Source organism: Flavobacterium sp. HNIBRBA15423, from assembly GCF_052655965.1.
In genome coordinates this window covers 539,878-557,718 of record NZ_CP199751.1, presented here as the reverse complement: position 1 = coordinate 557,718, position 17,841 = coordinate 539,878, and the positions used below count along the sequence as shown (strand labels likewise).

Below are 17,841 nucleotides of genomic sequence, written 5' to 3'. Positions count from 1 at the left end.
AATGAATTATTTTTCTTCAGATTTCAAACTAGGTATTCTTGGAGGTGGTCAACTTGGCAAAATGTTATTAGCAGATACTCGAAAATTTGATATTCAAACATTTGTATTAGATCCAAGTGAAGAAGCTCCAGCACGATTTGGTTGCAATAATTTTTATAGAGGTAGTTTAATGGACTTTGATATTGTTTACCAATTTGGCAAATTAGTTGATTTGTTAACTATTGAAATTGAAAATGTAAATTTAGATGCTTTAGATAAATTAGAAGAAGAAGGTTTACCAATATTTCCTTCGCCAAAAACACTTCGTTTAATTCAAAACAAAGGAAAGCAAAAAGATTTGTATGTAAAAAACAATATTCCTACTTCAAAACATTTACGATTTGTAGGTCTAGATGATTTAAGAAATAGTTTAGCCAAAGATGAATTAGAATTTCCATTTGTATGGAAAAGTACACAATTTGGTTACGACGGAAATGGAGTTAAAATATGTCGTTCTGCTTTAGATTTAATAAAATTACCTGATGTAGAATGTATTGCTGAAGATTTAGTTCCTTTTAAAAACGAATTAGCTGTTATTGTTGCTAGAAGTTTTTCAGGGGAAATAAAAACGTATCCTGTTGTTGAAATGGAGTTTCATCCAGAAGCAAACCAAGTGGAATATGTTATTTGTCCAGCACGAATTGATGAAAAAGTTGCAAAAAAAGCACAAGAATTAGCTTTAAAAGTATCAGAAACCTTCAATCATGTTGGTTTGCTGGCTGTTGAAATGTTTCATTCTGAAGATTCTAAAGGAAACGATGTTGTTTTAGTAAATGAAGTTGCGCCAAGACCTCATAATTCAGGTCATTATAGTATTGAAGCAAGCTATACTTCACAATTTGAAAATCATTTGAGAGCCATTTTAAACCTTCCATTAGGAAATACAGATAGTAAAGTAGCTGGAATAATGGTGAATCTTGTTGGAGAAGAAGGTTATACTGGACAAGTTTACTATAAAAATATAGACAAGATTATGGCAATTGATGGAGTAACACCTCATATTTATGGAAAAAGAGAAACAAGACCATTTCGAAAAATGGGACATGTTACAATTGTAAATGAAGATATGACTGAAGCTCGAAAAATTGCTGAAGAAGTGAAAAATAGTATTAGAGTGATTAGTGTTCAGTAGCAATTTGCAGTTTGTCATGCTGAACTTATTTCTTTTTCTACTTTTAGGCAGTTTTCACTTTTTATCTGATAAATTTTATTATATCAAGGTTATTAGATGAAAATGATTTACAAAATAGTTCATTCATATATAATTTCATATACAATATTTTATTTTTATGGATAATTGTTTTCTTATATTTCCAAGTCAAACACAACTTTAAACTTGTAAACCTTTTCAACAAAATTAAACCATAATACACAACAACATTAAACTAAAAACAAAATGAGTAAAGTAGCCATCATAATGGGAAGTATCTCTGATATGTCTGTAATGCAAGATGCTATCGACATATTAAAAGAATTCAATATTGAAACCGAAGTAGATATAGTTTCTGCACACAGAACACCAGAAAAATTATTCGATTTTAGTCAAAATGCTCACAACCGTGGTATTTCTGTAATAATAGCTGGTGCTGGTGGAGCAGCTCATTTACCAGGTATGGTAGCTTCTATGTCTCCACTTCCAGTAATAGGTGTTCCTGTAAAATCAAGTAATTCTATTGACGGTTGGGATTCTGTTTTATCTATTTTACAAATGCCTGGTGGTGTTCCTGTTGCCACTGTTGCTTTAAATGGAGCAAAAAACGCAGGTATTTTAGCCGCACAAATCATTGGCAGTAATGATAAAAAAATCTTAGAAACTATCATATCTTATAAAGAAAGCTTAAAACAAGCCGTTTTAAAGGCTTCGGAAAATTTAAAATAAAAAAATCCCGATGCAAACAATAACATCGGGATAAAAATCTATTCACAATTAAGTGACAACTATAAAAAAAATTCTATTTCAGGGACAAAAAGGTTTTATTTCAACATTTTTGCTGGTACAAATATAATCACTTAATCGAATAAAGCAAACATTTTGTCGGTAAATGTAAAATATTTTATAAAAAAAATAAAAAATCATATTTTTAAAAGTAAAATTCTTACAATTTGATGATACTTTTTTAATATCAATTACTAAAAAAAGTGCTGGATTAACAACAAAAGGAGTGATATGGAAATTTGAAACCTTTTTTAATTCTTAAGTAGAAATCGTTATTTTTGAATAAAAAAAATCCCGATGCAAACAATAACATCGGGACAAAAATCTATTTCACAATTAAGTGACAACTATAAAAAAAATTCAGTTTTGGTGGCAAAAAGAGTATCTTTTTCGATAACTTTCTAATACAAATATATTCACTTTATCGTAAAAAACACTCACTTTGTCGGTAAAAAAATAAATAAAATGTAAAAATAATTTCAAAATACTGATAATCAACATTTTAAAAAAGTTAATAAAAATAAAAAATGACTATTCTAACAAAAAAATTTAATACAAAATATACAACAGCTCCTTTCTCAAAAATTCAAAATAAGGATTTTAAAGAATCTTTTATCCAATTAATTGCATCATCTAAAGAGGAAATTAACCAAATTATAATTAATACCGAAAATCCAACTTTTGAAAATACAATCGAAGCTTTAGATTTTACAGGTAATCAGTTAGATCGTGTTTCAAGTATCTTTTTCAATTTAAATTCTGCTGAAACTTCAGAAGAAATGCAAAAAATTGCTCAAGAAGTTTCTCCTTTACTAACTGAATTTAGTAACGACATAACTCTTAATGAAGACTTATTTAAAAAAGTAAAAGCAGTTTATGATAGTAAGGAAAGCCTAGAACTTTCAATTGAACAACAAACATTATTAGACAAAAAATACAAAGGTTTTGTAAGAAATGGTGCTTTATTAAATGAAGAACAAAAAAAGAAATTAAGAGAAATCGACACACAATTAGCAAAGCTAAAATTAACCTTTGGTGAGAATGTATTAGCAGAAACAAATAATTACCAACTTCACATTACAAATGAAGAAGATTTAAAAGGTTTGCCAGAAGGAGCAAAAGAAGCTGCAGCTTCATTAGCAAAATCAAAAGAATTAGAAGGTTGGGTTTTTACTCTCGATTTTCCAAGCTATTTACCTTTTGTAACTTATGTTGAAAATAGAGCACTAAGAAAAGAAATAAGTATTGCTGCGGGCAAAAAAGCATTTCAAAACAATCAGTTCGACAATCAAAATAATGTAAAAGAAATTGTGCGTTTACGTCACGAAAGAGCAACTCTTTTAGGTTACCCAACTCATGCTCATTTTGTTTTAGAAGAAAGAATGGCACAAAACCCTGAAAAAGTAATTACTTTTTTGAATGATTTATTAGATAAAGCAAAACCAGCAGCCGAAAAAGAATTTGCAGAATTAACTGTTTTTGCTAAAGAATTAGATGGTATTAACCAATTAGAAAAATGGGATGGAGCTTATTATTCTGAAAAATTAAAACAAAAATTATTCAATCTTGATGATGAAAAATTAAAACCTTATTTCAAATTAGAAAACGTATTAAAAGGAGCTTTTACCATTGCTGAAAAATTATATGGCATTACCTTTAAAGAAGTTTTTGACATCGATAAATATCATGAAGATGTTCAAACATTTGAAGTATTGGATTTTGAAGGTAATTTAGTTTCAATATTCTACACAGATTTTTTTCCTAGAAAAGGCAAACGAAATGGAGCTTGGATGACATCATACAAATCACAATGGATTAAAGATGGCATTAATGAAAGACCTCATATTTCAAATGTATGTAACTTTACACCTCCTACTCCTACAAAGCCTTCTTTACTTACTTTTAATGAAGTAACTACATTATTTCATGAATTTGGTCATGGTTTACATGGTATGTTAGCAAACACTACTTATCCTAGCTTATCAGGAACATCAGTTTATTGGGATTTTGTAGAATTACCAAGCCAAGTAATGGAAAACTGGTGTTATGAACCTGAAGCCTTAGCGTTATTTGCAAAACATTATGTAACTGGTGAAATTATTCCGCAAGAATATATAGAAAAAATAAAAGAAAGTGCCAGTTTCCTAGAAGGCATAGCTACTATGAGACAATTAAGTTTTGGCTTATTAGACATGGCATATCATGGAAAAGTACAAACTATAAAAGATGTAAAATCTTTTGAAGAAAATGCATTTGAAAACACAAAATTATATCCAGATGTAGCTGAAAATTGTATGAGTACCTCATTTTCTCATATTTTTCAAGGTGGCTATTCTTCTGGTTATTACAGTTATAAATGGGCTGAAGTATTAGATGCTGATGCATTTACATACTTCCAAGAAAATGGCATTTTCAATAAAGAAGTAGCAACAAAATTCAAAGAAAATATATTGTCTAAAGGAGGAACCGAACACCCAATGACGTTATATAAAAAATTTAGAGGACAAGAACCAAAACCAGAAGCTTTGTTAAAAAGAGCTGGTCTTATTGAATAAAAAATTGTAAAGAAGTATATTTACCAAAAATAAAATAAAATGCAACATATTATAGATCGTTTTATAAGCTATGTAACTATAGATACAGAATCAGATCCAAATTCAGACACTACTCCTAGTACAGCAAAACAATGGGATTTGGCAAATAAATTAGTAGAAGAACTAAAAGCAATAGGAATGCAAGAAGTTACTATTGACGAAAATGCTTACATCATGGCTACTTTACCTAGCAATGTTGAATATGAAGTTCCAACAATAGGATTTGTCTCTCATTTTGATACCACACCAGATTTTACAGGAGCTAATGTTAAACCACAAATCATAGAGAATTATAATGGTAAAGACATTGTTCTAAATGCAGCACAAAATATCATTTTATCTCCTAATTACTTTGAGGATTTATTACAGTATAAAGGGCAAACTATCATTACAACAGATGGAACTACTTTATTAGGTGCAGATGATAAAGCTGGAATTACAGAAATTGTAAGTGCAATGGAATATTTAGTACAACATCCAGAAATTAAACATGGAAAAATTAGAGTTGGATTTACACCAGATGAAGAAATAGGTCGTGGCGCTCATAAATTTGATGTAGAAAAATTTGGTTGTGATTGGGCTTACACAATGGATGGAAGTCAAATAGGAGAACTAGAATATGAAAATTTTAATGCGGCTGGAGCCAAAATTACATTCAAAGGAAAAAGTGTACATCCTGGTTATGCCAAAGGAAAAATGATTAATTCTATGCTTTTAGCAAATGAATTTATAACAGCTTTACCAGATAATGAAATTCCAGAAAGAACTTCCGATTATGAAGGCTTTTTCCATGTGCATCATTTAAATGGAAGTATAGAAGAAACTGTTTTACAATTAATTATTCGCGATCATGATAAAGATCTTTTTGAAGCTAGGAAAGAATTAATTCATACAATTGCAACAAAAATCAATAACGAATATGCAAAACAGTTTGGTGAAGATATTTGTATAGCAGAAGTAAATGATCAATATTACAACATGCGTGAAAAAGTTGAACCTGTTTTCCATATTGTAGAAATTGCAGAAAAAGCCATGAAAGAAATAGGCATTACTCCAATTATAAAACCTATTCGTGGTGGAACAGATGGTTCTCAATTATCTTATAAAGGATTACCTTGTCCAAATATTTTTGCAGGCGGTCATAATTTTCATGGAAAATATGAATATGTTCCTGTAGAAAGTATGGTAAAAGCAACAGAAGTTATTGTAAAAATTGCAGAGTTAACAGCTCAGAAATAATTCAGTAAGGAGAAAGTAAAATTTCTCCTTTTTTTATATTTTAAATTATGCCTGAAAAAAACGCTTGGAACAAAACCAATCAATGGGAAAAAGAATTAGAACTTTTAAAATCTATCCTTGCTAAAACCAATTTGACAGAAACAGTTAAATGGGGTGCGCCAGTTTATACTTTTAACAAAAAGAATATTATAGGAATTGGTGGTTTTAAATCCTATTTTGGGATTTGGTTTTTCAATGGTGTTTTTCTAAAGGATGAAAAGAAATTATTAATTAATGCACAAGAAGGAAAGACCAAATCGTTACGACAAATGCGTTTTCAATCTCTAGAAGAAATAGACGAAAAAATTATTTTACAATATTGTAAAGAAGCCATTTCAATTGAAGAAAAAGGACTTGCTATAAAACCAGAAAAACAAACTTTTCATTCTGACCTTTTAGCAACCGAATTAAAATCAAATCCCGATTTAGAAAAAGCCTTTAATTTATTTACTAAATACAAGCAAAATGAGTTTATTGAATATATTGCAACCGCAAAGCAAGAAAAAACTAAACTTTCTCGCTTAGAAAAAATTAAACCTATGATTTTAGAAAATATAGGTTTAAATGACAAATACAGATAAAAAATCAATTAGATCATAAAAAAATCCAAATTACCTTTGAGTAATTTGGATTTTTTTTATAAGCATATTGAAAATTAGAAAAATTACTTTTTCTCTTTTTCTTTTTCTAATAATTTCGCACTCATTTCTAAAGAAATAGCCGATTTTTCCATCTTAATTTTTCCAGCCATTGTTTCAATAACAACTGTAGTATCAGATAATTCTGAAACTTTACCGTGAATCCCTGATTTTGTGATTACTTTATCTCCTACTTTCAAACCTGATTCAAAAGCTTTTTCTTTTTTAACTCTTCTTTGTCCAGGCAAGATTATAAAAAAATAAAAAATTGCTATTATTGCTAATACCTGTATAACTATTGGATTCATCTTTTTAATTATTTATTATTAAGTTTATTTTGCTATTCCACTACCTTCTTTAGGGAGAACATTTGCTTTAATAGTGAAATTTTCTTTTCCGTTTTCTGTATTTGTAGTTAAAGTAACTGTTTTACTTTGCTGACCTGTTTTTCCTGTAGAGTCAAAAGAAACTTTTATAGGTGCAGAACTACCCGGTTTAATTGGTTCCTTAGGTGGATTTGGAACAGTACAACCACAACTTCCTTTGGCATCTAAAATTACCAAATCTGCTTCACCAATATTTTTAACCATAAATTCAGTTTCAACTTTATCTCCATCTTTAATTGTTCCAAAATCATGCTCTAGTTTACTAAATTGAATTTTTGGATATTTACCATCTACAGGTTTAGTAGCTTGATTTGCATCAACTGTTTGAGATTCAGTAGACTGTGTTGTTCCGCTTTCACTATTAGCAATAACTTTTTCAGATTCGAAGGTTTTCATATCTTCTTCTGTTATTTTGGCAGATTCATTGTTTTTACAAGCTGTAACTGATAATAATAATGATACTACTAATAGACTTACTGTTTTTTTTAACATAACTAAAAAAATTTTAATTGTTTATAATAATCCTCTTCCCGCTTTAGTTAAACGGTTATCTTTTTGAAAATCTTTTACTAAATTATCAAGAATTCCGTTGATAAAAATACTACTTTTTGGTGTAGAATACTCTTTTGCAATCTCTAAATATTCGTTAATAGTTACTTTAACTGGTATTGAAGGAAATTTCAACAATTCGCAAATTGCCATTTTTAAAATAATAGTATCAATTTCTGCAATACGTTCTGTATCCCAATTAGGTGTTTTATCGATATATTCTTTAGCTAATTCTGTTTCGTTTAAAACTGTTTTTCTAAATAAGCTTTTTACATAATCTTTATCGTCAATATCTTTATACAATTTGGAAATAGAAAAATCTTCGTTGTGAGGTTTTAATTGTTTCAATTGTTTTAAAATCAAAGTATTTACAGTTGGTAAATCATCTAACCAAGTTAATTTATGCTCTTCTAAATAATCATATAATTTTTCATTAGGAGCTATTACTTCAGTAAACAGAGTAGCAATAAATTCTCTATCTTCATTGAAATCATTATCACCTGTACCATTTCCCATGTAATCCTCAAAAAAACTGCTAGTCTTTATCGCTTCTAATAAAAATAAAACGATATCATCATTACGCTTCCAATTTGTTATCTTTCTATCTTCGATAGCATTGTTTATAGAATTACTATTAGATAATAATTCTAAAACCTTATTTTTCACAAATTTTTTACTTGGATTTCGCTCTTCTTTAGTTGCTAAATGTTTCTTTGAAGCCAATTCTAAATATTCTTCTTCTTTTTCTCGAATCTCTATAAGAGCAGAGAGCATTAAAAGATATAAATCATGCATATTATCAATGCTTTGAAACAAGAATTTCTCCTCTCTATCTAGGTTTTCACCTTGATGTTGGTGCATAGCATAAATACTTTGCATCACTTTAACGCGTATATGTCTTCTATTTAACATACTAATTTAAGAACTTTTTAAAATTAAGAAAGCGAAAGAAACTCTTTCGCTTTGCAAAAATACAATATTATTTAAATATTATTTATTCTCTAACTCTTTTTTTCTATCGTCAATTCTTTTTTGAGCAATCGACAATGCTGCTTGATGAGTCGTAATATTATTCTTAGCCGCAAAATCGAAAATCTCAAGAGATGTATTATAAATATTCTCTGTTTTTTCCATTACTTGCGCTTTCGTTAAATTAGCCAATTCAGAATAAACATTAATTACACCACCCGCATTAATTAAGAAATCTGGTGCATATAAAATTCCCTTCTCTTTTAAAATTTGACCGTGAATTACTTCATTTGCTAATTGATTATTTGCAGCTCCTGCAATAATTTTAGCTTTTAATCTAACGATAGTATCGTCATTAATAGTAGCTCCTAAAGCACAAGGCGCATAAATATCTACATCAGATCCATACAAATCATCCCCTGTAAAAATCTTTGCTCCATATTTTGAACCTACTTCGTGTAAACGATCTTCATTTATATCAGAAATCGTAACAATTGCACCTGCTTGTGTAAGATGATCTACTAAAACCTCACCTACATGACCAATTCCTTGCACTAAAACTTTTTTTCCATCTAAATTATCAGAACCAAACTGATATTTTGCAGCTGCTTTAATACCTACAAAAACACCATAAGCAGTAATAGGTGAAGGGTTTCCTGAACCTCCTTTACTTTCTGAAATTCCAGAAACATATTTTGTTACTTCTCTTACAGTATCCATGTCTTTGGTTTCCATACCAACATCTTCTGCTGTTATATATTTTCCAGATAAAGAATCTACAAACTGTCCAAAACGTCTCATTAATTCTGGAGTTTTCTGAGTTTTTGCATCTCCTATGATAACCGCTTTTCCACCACCTAGATTTAATCCAGAAATTGAATTTTTAAAAGTCATACCACGTGATAAACGCAATACATCATTTAAAGCTTCCCATTCGTTAGAATAATTCCACATTCTGGTTCCTCCTAAAGCAGGTCCTAAAACTGTATTATGAATTCCTATAATTGCTTTTAATCCTGTATCTTTGTCATGGCAAAAAACAACTTGCTCATGTCCGTCAAATGAAACTTGACCAAAAACTGGATCAACTTTATGTAGCTCTTTAGCTTGTAATAGTTCTGTTGACATATGATTAATGTGTTGAAAATTATTCAATAATTGAACACAATATTACGAATTATTTTAAAATAATTCAATATATTATGTGATTTTTAGTAATATGATAATTTTTGTTGCCAAATTCAAAAATTTGTTTTTATAAAAATAAATCATAATTTATTGCTTTTTTAGCAAAGAACAATATAACTTATAAATCATAAATGAAAGAATTACAATATTTAAATAAATATTTTGCAAAATACAAATACCGATTTTTACTAGGTATTATCATTACCATTGCTGCTCAAATTTTCAAGCTGTTTGTTCCAAAGTTTTTTGGTGATTCTTTACGAGCCATCGAAAATAATTTGATTTCAAAGGAAGAAGCCTACAGTATATTAGTAGATAATTTCATTTATACTTTAATAGCTGCTTTAATTGGTGGTTTTTTAACTTTTTTAATGCGACAAACACTTATTGTAATGTCGAGACACATTGAATTTGATTTAAAAAACGAAATTTACAAGCATTATCAAGCATTGAGTCAAAAGTTTTACAAACAAAACAGAACTGGTGATTTGATGAGCCGTATAAGTGAAGATGTAAGTAAAGTAAGAATGTATGTTGGTCCTTCGGTTATGTATTCTGTAAATACTTTAATCATATTCATAGTAGTAATCATTCAAATGGCTTTAATTTCTCCAAAGCTTACTTTATATTCATTAATTCCATTACCATTATTATCGTATGGTGTTTTTAAAATAAGTTCAAAAATTCATGTGAAGAGTGGTTTATTTCAGCAAAACTTAGCTACACTATCCTCATTTGCACAAGAAATGTTTTCTGGTATTCGAGTAATTAAAGCCTATGCCATTGAAGAACAAAAAATGAATGAATTTTCAAAATTAACCAAAGACAGTAATGAAAAAGCGATGAGTTTAGCCAAAACCAATTCGTTATTTGGACCTTTAATGATTCTTCTTATAGGTTTTAGCAATTTAGTTGTTATATATGTAGGCGGAATGATGTACATCAATGGTACAATTCCAGACATTGGAGTGATTGCACAATTTATTTTATATATTAATATGCTTACATGGCCAGTAGCTTCTTTAGGTTGGGTTTCTTCATTAGTTCAAGAAGCAGAAGCTTCACAAAAAAGAATTAACGAATTTTTAAAAACTGAACCCGAAATTTTTAACCAAGTTGAAGAGCATACTGAAATAAAAGGAGACATTAGTTTTAACAATGTATCGTTTATCTATGAAGATACAAACATTAAAGCATTGGAAAACATTACTTTCAATATAAAATCTGGACAAACATTAGCTATTTTAGGAAAAACAGGATCAGGAAAATCATCTATATTATCTTTAATTAGTAGATTATATGATGTAACTTCAGGAAGCATTTTAATTGACGAAAAGCCAATTCAAAAAGTTAATTTAGACGACTTAAGAAACAACATAGGAGTAGTTCCTCAAGATGCGTTTTTGTTTTCCGATTCTATAAAAAACAACATCAAATTTGGTAATGAAAGTGCAACAGATATAGAAGTTATCGAAGCTGCAAAAAAAGCATATGTACATCATAATATTGAAGGGTTTACCAATAAATATGACACAGTTTTGGGAGAACGAGGCATAACGCTTTCTGGTGGGCAAAAGCAAAGGGTTTCTATAGCAAGAGCATTAATTAAAAACGCACCTATTTTATTGCTTGACGATTGCTTAAGTGCTGTAGATACTGAAACTGAAGAAGCGATACTTAATAACCTAATGGAGTTTTGTAAAAATAAAACTACAATACTTGTAAGTCACAGAGTTTCATCTGCGAAGAATGCCGATTTCATCATTATTTTAGAAGATGGAAAAATCATTCAACAAGGCACTCATAATCAATTATTAAATAAAGAAGGCTATTATAAAGAATTATACAATAAACAACTCTCAGAAAAAGAAATTGTATAATTTATTGCTTTATACATTTTTTTTTTAGACTTTTGGAAAACGATAAAACTAAAAATTGACAGTTTGGATTATGAGAGAAAATGAAATGTTAGAAAAAGAAGATATCTTTTCTAAGGTATTAAGAGCTGGAAGAAGAACATATTTCTTCGATGTAAGAGCTACAAAAGCTGATGATTATTACATTACCATTACTGAAAGTAAAAAATTCACAGAAGAAGATGGTTCTTATCACTTTAAAAAACATAAAATCTATTTATATAAAGAAGATTTTGTTGCTTTTAAAGAAATTTTAGACGAAATGACTGAATTTGTTGTCTCTCAAAAAGGAGAAGAAGTTATTTCTGAAAGACACCAAAAAGATTTCAAAAAAGAAGTTTATACAGAATCAACTTCAGAAATCTCTTCTACAGACAGTTTTACTAATATAGATTTTGATGATATTTAATCATTTTCTATTAAAAAAATAGAAGTCCGATTTGTTATCGGACTTTTTTTTATGCCATTTTTAGACCATTCGGAACAGGAAAATCAGGCGACAATAAAACCACATCCTTTTCTTTCCCTACTAAACCAAGTACTAAACATTCACTCATAAAATTACCAATTTGTTTCTTTGGAAAATTTACTACTGCAATAATTTGTTTTCCAATTAAATCCTCTAATTTATAATGGGTAGTTATTTGAGCAGATGACTTTTTGATGCCAATTTCACTACCAAAATCGATTTGCAATTGATAGGCTGGGTTTCTTGCTTTTGGAAATTCATTAACTGTTATTATTGTTCCTACTCTTATTTCTACTTTTTCAAAATCACTCCACGTAATCATACTATTTTCCACTAAAAATTGAATTTATTACCCATGCTGGGCCAATTAATAAAAACTGTAAATCTTTTAAAAAAGAAGGTTTTTTTCCTTCAATCTTATGTCCGTAAAATTGCCCTATCCATCCTGCTGCAAAAAGGCAAAAAGAAAACCAAGCCAAAGGAAGATTTTGTCCTATCCAATAATTTCCCAATAAACATACAACGGCAAAAAGTGTCATTTTTAAACCCATTGAAAACGATAATCTATAATAAAACAACAAAACTAAAAGCAAAACTACAAAAGCCCAATTAGCTATTATAGGATGAGTTGAAGTCAAAAATTGCAAGGAATCATTTGGAATACTCATAACTAAACCTACAACCGAAAAAAAAATCAAAGGCACGCAGATATAATGAATTTTCTTATTTGTTATATTCTGATGACTAACACTATATTCTACAAACCAATCACTTAAAGTTTTCATGTCCATAATATATTAATTGCTATATAAAACTAACTATTTTGTAACTAATTAGCAAATCTTACGTATAATAATAACAGAAGAAACTCTTCTAATCTCTAACATGTAATTTCTAATTTCATAATGGCACAAACTCCTTCCAATATGCTACCATTAGGTACAAAAGCGACTGATTTTTTATTACCAGCAACCAATTTTAATACCAATTTTAATTTTAACGAATGTAAAGGTCAAAAAGGAACATTAGTAATGTTCATCTGTAATCATTGTCCTTTTGTGTTGCATGTAATTGATGAAATTGTAATGATTGCCAATGATTATCGTGTACAAGGACTTGGCATTGTAGCTATTTCTAGTAATGATGTTGCAAAATATCCACAAGATGCTCCAGAAAAAATGGCTGATTTTGCCCTTGAAAACAAAATTGATTTTCCTTATTTATATGATGAAAGCCAAAATGTAGCTAAAACATACCAAGCAGCATGTACACCTGATTTTTACCTATTTGATTCAGAAGATTTATTAGTTTATAGAGGACAACTAGACGATTCTCGTCCAGGAAACGGAATTCCTGTAAGCGGAAGTGATTTAAGAAATGCTATTGATAGTATTATTTACAACAGACATTTGAATGAAGTACAAAAACCAAGCATAGGTTGTGGTATTAAATGGAAGTAGTGTTTTAATAATTAGTTTTCAACAACAGTTTTTAGGGATTAATTAGCTAAAAACAACTTGTATCGCTTGCAAATTGAAAAATTTGAATTGACAAGCAAATTATTTATTCGCTTCCAATAATTTAACTTTGAAAAATTAATGACTAACTTAATTACCAACAAAAATTGTTGGTAATATTTTAAGCACTTACTTTTTTATTGAAAAAAACTCCTTTTTTTGAAGAAACACATGGTTATTTTCCAATTGGAATAAGTATTTGGAGTTTTGCTTGTTACATTTCTTTCACTTTTTCAGCCAAAAACTAAACAAAACTTTCATTTTTTAGTTACAGAGGCATTTTTCTTTAATTAATTATTTTACCAAACTTGAAATTAAAATTAAAAGATTTTCAAAAAAAGTAGCATAAAATTATGAATATATTAACAAGAAAAAAAATATTAAAAAATAGTCTTTTTTTCATAATACTTTTTTTGAAAATAATGTATTTATGTATATTTTAGCCCATTATATAATTTATTAGCCCTTAAAAAACACTTTAACCTTATGATTCAAATTACCAAACCAAAACCCATAGACAGAGAAGTTACTTGGGACAAAAGAAAAACTGTTTTAAGTAAAACTGATAAGCGTGGCATGATTGAATATGCAAACGAGACTTTTGTAGAAGTTTCAGGATATGAAGATTATGAATTAATTTCACAACCCCACAATGTTATTAGACATCCTGACATGCCAAGAGTAATTTTTAAAATTTTATGGGAAAATTTAAAAAAAGGCAACAATTTTCATGCTGTAGTCAAAAATTTAGCTAAGTCAGGAAGATATTACTGGATGGTTACTGATTTCGAGCTTGTTTTTGATAATAATAATGAAATTACAAATTATATTGCTAAAAGAAAAGCAATGCCTGAAGAAGCATTACGCAAGCACATTGAACCATTATATAAAAAATTATTACACATTGAGCAAGTAAGTGGTATAGATGCAAGTGAAAAATACTTAATCGGTTTTCTTGAAGAAAGGAGAATGAGTTATGAGGAATGGATTAAAGACTGTGTAGGATCCAAAGGCTTTTTTTCTAAACTATTTGGAAAAAATTAATCATAAAAAATAAGGTCTTCTCGTGTAAGAAGACCTTATTTTTTATCATACAATCAATTTCTCTCTAAAATAACCTCGATTGGTCGATTAGTTCGTGGTCCAAACTGCCTTGATTGCTTTTCATTTTCTGAGGAACACAACACATACAAATTAAAACTTTGCAATGGAATCGTTTGTGTTTTGTAAATTCCATTTGTATCTTCTATTTTAATACTAAAGTTATCTGCTGGAAAAGTATTAGCTACTGAAATAAAATAATTGTCTTTTGCATACGGAAAAAAATAACGTTCCTTTTCTCCTTCTTTACTTACTAAATAATTCTGAGTAAAAACCATAGGCTCATTCCCTTTGTTCCAACTATAGATATTATTTACATTAATGACTTCTACACCATTCTCAGTAACGATCGTAATTTTTAACTCTTTTGGGTTTTCACTAATTCCGTTTTCATGAACATTTACAACTATATAAGACGTAAAATCGTAACCACAATGTTGAATTTGACTAAAAGTGATGAGAGAGAATAGAAAAAAGAGAACAGAATATAAATGTTTCATAAACGTATTAATATTGGCAAAAATACAAAATCAAAAATTGTACCAATAGATTTTGCCATAAAGCTCACAAAGTTCTCTCTAAGAACAAAAAAGTTCAAATATACTTTTTGAAATAGATTATTGTCCGTTATTTAAAGTATTTATCTAAAAAATCGAATACTAAGTCAAAATGTTTTAATGGCTCAGTATGACCTCCTTCAATAGGAATGTGCTGATAAAATTTATTAAAATCATTTTCTTTTAATCGATTAATAACACTATCAGACATTGCCGTAGAAGGCCATTCTTCATCATTAGTTGCAGAAATTAACAGTATATTTCCATTACTGTTTTCAATAGGAATTTGAGCTTTTTTTGCTGCTTCTGTTTCATTTAACATCAATTGAAAAGCACCTAAACGATCTCCTGAAAGTAAAAAAGGTATGATATCATAAGGTGGTAAAATAAAAGGCAGCTCTTTATCATTATGACACCAAGATGACGTATTGCTCATAAAAGTATGAGCTGGAAAACTAACATTACTAGGAACTATTGCTACAACAGCAGAAATATCTTTATATAAGCTGGCCAAATTTAAAACCAATTCTCCTCCTTTTGAACCTCCAATTATTGCAATTTTTGTTTTATCTATTTTAGGATTGTTAGCATTTTTAAGAATAGTATTATGTATGGCATTAAGTGAAATTCTGTCTAAATTGGATGGAGTGTTTTTTGTTCCAAAATAACCAATTGCTAAAAAAGCATATCCTCTTTTCAAGAACTCATCTCTAGTAGGTTTCCAATGCTGACTATCCCATGCATTACCCCCTTCAGAACCACCAAAACCCACAACTAGCGGCTGATTATTTGAGTTCCCTAAATACAATTTAGCTTCAACTTTTCCATAATTTTCATCTAAAGGAGGTGTATACTTTTCTAAGAAAAAATAGATTCCAACAACAAATAAAGCAAGAATTATAACCAATTTTAAGAATTTCTTCATTTTTTAAATTATTTTGATTTAACTCTACAAAATTGAACTTTAAAATGAAGAAAACATTTGATCTATATCAAAAAATTACTTTCTAATTCTACTTAATGTTTCTTGGGTAATTCCTAAATACGTTGCAATCATTCCTAAAGGAATTCGATGGTGAATATCATGATAAACCTTACAAAAGTGATAATATTTTTCTTTTGCATTGGTAAAACGGAGATTTGTGATTCGTTCAATTAAATGTCCAACCACAGTTCCCATAGATAATCGTGCGTATCTTTCCATTTCGGGAAAATTTTCAAATAAAAAAACCAAATCATTTACATCTAAGCAAAACACATTAGTATCCTCAATAGCATCAATAGAATAAATATCTAATTGTCTTTGCATAAAACTCTTAGGCGAATTAACCCACTCATTTTCACAACAAAAATATTCACTTATTTCTCTTCCATCCTTAAGAAAATAAGTTCTTAAAAGCCCTTTTTGAATAAAATAACTTTTGGTACATATCTTATTTGCATCATGAACTAATTCTCCTTTTTTAAAACTTTTAAAATCAAGTCTATTTAAAAGCTCTTTTTTTAAACTAGCATTTACAGGAATAAATCTTTCAAAATGCTCATATATAATTTCTGATTGTTCGATAATTTCAATTTTAAATTATTATTTGTGACACATAGTTCAAATATAGAGAATTCACTACATAATCTATAATCCTTATAAAACAAAAAATCCCGAAAAATTACTTCGGGATTCATTTAATTATTTTTATCCGTTTCAAATACTGAACATGAATTACTGTAAACTGAACACTATTTTACATCCATTAATTCTACATCAAAAACTAAAGTTGCATCTGGTGGAATTACACCTCCAGCACCACGAGAACCATATCCTAAATAAGAAGGAATTACAAAACGTGCTTTGTCTCCTACTTTTAATAAAGAAATACCTTCGTCCCAACCTTCAATAACTTGACCCACTCCTAATTGGAAATCGATAGGTTGTTTTCTTTTGTAAGAAGAATCAAAAACTTGTCCGTTTTCTAAAGCTCCTTGATAGTGAACAGATACTTTTTTTCCTTTTTCAGCTTGTTTACCATTTCCGTTTTGAATAATTTGATAACGTAAACCACTTTCTGTTTTTTGGAAACCAGCAGCTAATTTCTCTAAAGCTTCTTCAGCTTGTCTTTTTTGTTCAGCTAATCTTTTTTCACGAGAACCTTCAAATGTTCTAAATGCTTCAATAGCATTCCAGTTTTTCGCTTCATCACCTACTCTAACAATCTCTATAGATTCTATGGCATCACCTTGAGCAACTGCATCCACTACCTCTTGACCTTCAACAACATGACCAAAAACAGTATGTTTCCCATCTAACCAATCTGTAGGAATATGTGTAATAAAAAATTGGGATCCATTTGTGCCAGGACCAGCATTTGCCATAGACAACACTCCTGGTCTATCATGTTTTAATTCTGGATGAAATTCATCATCAAATTTATAACCAGCATCACCCATTCCAGTTCCTTGTGGACAACCACCTTGAATCATAAAATCTGGAATAACTCTATGAAATTTCAAACCGTTATAATAAGGAGTTCCCATTGGTTTTGCAGTATTTTCTAATTGACCTTCAGCCAATCCAACAAAATTACCAACAGTTCCTGGAGTTTTATCGTGCGTTAATTTTACTAAAATGCTACCTTTAGGCGTAGTAAACTTTGCGTAAATTCCGTCTTGCATGTCTTGTTTATTTAAATTAAAGTACAAATTTAGTAAT

The 17,841-nt window shown here is 29.2% G+C and carries 19 protein-coding genes; 9 read left to right on the top strand and 10 right to left on the bottom strand.

Annotated elements, in window-relative coordinates:
• Position 1: 1 nt before the first annotated feature.
• From ACULEV_RS02380 to ACULEV_RS02360, 5 genes are all read left to right on the top strand, one after another.
• Positions 2-1,171 (top strand): 5-(carboxyamino)imidazole ribonucleotide synthase, encoded by a 1,170-nt coding sequence (locus ACULEV_RS02380; protein WP_445457090.1) that lies wholly within the window; start codon positions 2-4, stop codon positions 1,169-1,171.
• Positions 1,172-1,435: 264 nt separating this feature from the next.
• Positions 1,436-1,918 carry a 5-(carboxyamino)imidazole ribonucleotide mutase gene (purE, locus tag ACULEV_RS02375; RefSeq protein ID WP_445457089.1) on the top strand — a complete coding sequence of 161 codons (483 nt, stop codon included), beginning with the start codon at positions 1,436-1,438 and terminating at the stop codon, positions 1,916-1,918.
• 584 nt (positions 1,919-2,502) lie between these two features.
• Positions 2,503-4,530: a M3 family metallopeptidase gene (locus tag ACULEV_RS02370; RefSeq protein WP_445457088.1), complete on the top strand. Its 2,028-nt coding sequence runs from the start codon at positions 2,503-2,505 to the stop codon at positions 4,528-4,530.
• Between the two features lie 39 nt (positions 4,531-4,569).
• A complete protein-coding gene (gene pepT, locus ACULEV_RS02365) occupies positions 4,570-5,808 on the top strand; it encodes a peptidase T (protein WP_445457087.1) in 1,239 nt (412 codons plus the stop codon).
• A gap of 47 nt (positions 5,809-5,855) precedes the next feature.
• A complete protein-coding gene (locus ACULEV_RS02360; RefSeq protein WP_445457086.1) occupies positions 5,856-6,428 on the top strand; it encodes a YdeI/OmpD-associated family protein in 573 nt (190 codons plus the stop codon).
• An 83-nt stretch (positions 6,429-6,511) separates the two neighbouring features.
• Here the strand turns inward: ACULEV_RS02360 and yajC are convergent, their stop codons facing one another.
• From yajC to ACULEV_RS02340, 4 genes are all read right to left on the bottom strand, one after another.
• On the bottom strand, positions 6,512-6,793 hold the full coding sequence (yajC, locus tag ACULEV_RS02355; RefSeq protein WP_445457085.1) for a preprotein translocase subunit YajC: 282 nt from the start codon (positions 6,791-6,793) through the stop codon (positions 6,512-6,514).
• Positions 6,794-6,817: 24 nt separating this feature from the next.
• Positions 6,818-7,363: a DUF1573 domain-containing protein gene (locus tag ACULEV_RS02350; RefSeq protein ID WP_445457084.1), complete on the bottom strand. Its 546-nt coding sequence runs from the start codon at positions 7,361-7,363 to the stop codon at positions 6,818-6,820.
• A 21-nt stretch (positions 7,364-7,384) separates the two neighbouring features.
• The gene (gene nusB, locus ACULEV_RS02345) at positions 7,385-8,332 is read right to left on the bottom strand and encodes a transcription antitermination factor NusB (protein ID WP_445457083.1); all 948 of its coding nucleotides are present in this window, start codon (positions 8,330-8,332) and stop codon (positions 7,385-7,387) included.
• Positions 8,333-8,410: 78 nt separating this feature from the next.
• Complete coding sequence (locus ACULEV_RS02340) at positions 8,411-9,517, bottom strand: Glu/Leu/Phe/Val dehydrogenase dimerization domain-containing protein (RefSeq protein WP_445457082.1); 1,107 nt, start codon at positions 9,515-9,517, stop codon at positions 8,411-8,413.
• Positions 9,518-9,708: 191 nt separating this feature from the next.
• On the opposite strand from ACULEV_RS02340, the gene ACULEV_RS02335 reads away from it, so the two are divergent.
• Together ACULEV_RS02335 and ACULEV_RS02330 are read left to right on the top strand one after the other, a co-directional pair.
• Entirely contained in the window at positions 9,709-11,457 is a 1,749-nt protein-coding gene (locus ACULEV_RS02335) for an ABC transporter ATP-binding protein (protein ID WP_445457081.1), read from the top strand.
• A gap of 70 nt (positions 11,458-11,527) precedes the next feature.
• Complete coding sequence (locus ACULEV_RS02330) at positions 11,528-11,902, top strand: PUR family DNA/RNA-binding protein (RefSeq protein WP_445457080.1); 375 nt, start codon at positions 11,528-11,530, stop codon at positions 11,900-11,902.
• 49 nt (positions 11,903-11,951) lie between these two features.
• Here the strand turns inward: ACULEV_RS02330 and ACULEV_RS02325 are convergent, their stop codons facing one another.
• Both ACULEV_RS02325 and ACULEV_RS02320 read right to left on the bottom strand, forming a co-directional pair.
• On the bottom strand, positions 11,952-12,284 hold the full coding sequence (locus tag ACULEV_RS02325; protein WP_445457079.1) for a tRNA-binding protein: 333 nt from the start codon (positions 12,282-12,284) through the stop codon (positions 11,952-11,954).
• A 1-nt stretch (position 12,285) separates the two neighbouring features.
• Complete coding sequence (locus tag ACULEV_RS02320; protein ID WP_445457078.1) at positions 12,286-12,747, bottom strand: Mpo1 family 2-hydroxy fatty acid dioxygenase; 462 nt, start codon at positions 12,745-12,747, stop codon at positions 12,286-12,288.
• A gap of 120 nt (positions 12,748-12,867) precedes the next feature.
• Here ACULEV_RS02320 and ACULEV_RS02315 point away from each other — a divergent pair, with 120 nt between their 5' ends.
• Both ACULEV_RS02315 and ACULEV_RS02310 read left to right on the top strand, forming a co-directional pair.
• Positions 12,868-13,422, top strand: a complete 555-nt coding sequence (locus tag ACULEV_RS02315) for a thioredoxin family protein (protein WP_445457077.1) — start codon at positions 12,868-12,870, stop codon at positions 13,420-13,422.
• Positions 13,423-13,965: 543 nt separating this feature from the next.
• Positions 13,966-14,523: a PAS domain-containing protein gene (locus tag ACULEV_RS02310; RefSeq protein ID WP_445457076.1), complete on the top strand. Its 558-nt coding sequence runs from the start codon at positions 13,966-13,968 to the stop codon at positions 14,521-14,523.
• Positions 14,524-14,576: 53 nt separating this feature from the next.
• Here ACULEV_RS02310 and ACULEV_RS02305 read toward each other — a convergent pair whose 3' ends face one another.
• From ACULEV_RS02305 to ACULEV_RS02290, 4 genes are all read right to left on the bottom strand, one after another.
• Positions 14,577-15,080, bottom strand: a complete 504-nt coding sequence (locus tag ACULEV_RS02305; RefSeq protein ID WP_445457075.1) for a hypothetical protein — start codon at positions 15,078-15,080, stop codon at positions 14,577-14,579.
• Positions 15,081-15,207: 127 nt separating this feature from the next.
• The gene (locus ACULEV_RS02300; protein ID WP_445457074.1) at positions 15,208-16,062 is read right to left on the bottom strand and encodes an acyl-CoA thioester hydrolase/BAAT C-terminal domain-containing protein; all 855 of its coding nucleotides are present in this window, start codon (positions 16,060-16,062) and stop codon (positions 15,208-15,210) included.
• 75 nt (positions 16,063-16,137) lie between these two features.
• The gene (locus ACULEV_RS02295; protein WP_445458508.1) at positions 16,138-16,662 is read right to left on the bottom strand and encodes a Crp/Fnr family transcriptional regulator; all 525 of its coding nucleotides are present in this window, start codon (positions 16,660-16,662) and stop codon (positions 16,138-16,140) included.
• A gap of 209 nt (positions 16,663-16,871) precedes the next feature.
• Positions 16,872-17,804: a peptidylprolyl isomerase gene (locus ACULEV_RS02290; RefSeq protein WP_445457073.1), complete on the bottom strand. Its 933-nt coding sequence runs from the start codon at positions 17,802-17,804 to the stop codon at positions 16,872-16,874.
• Positions 17,805-17,841: the final 37 nt, after the last annotated feature.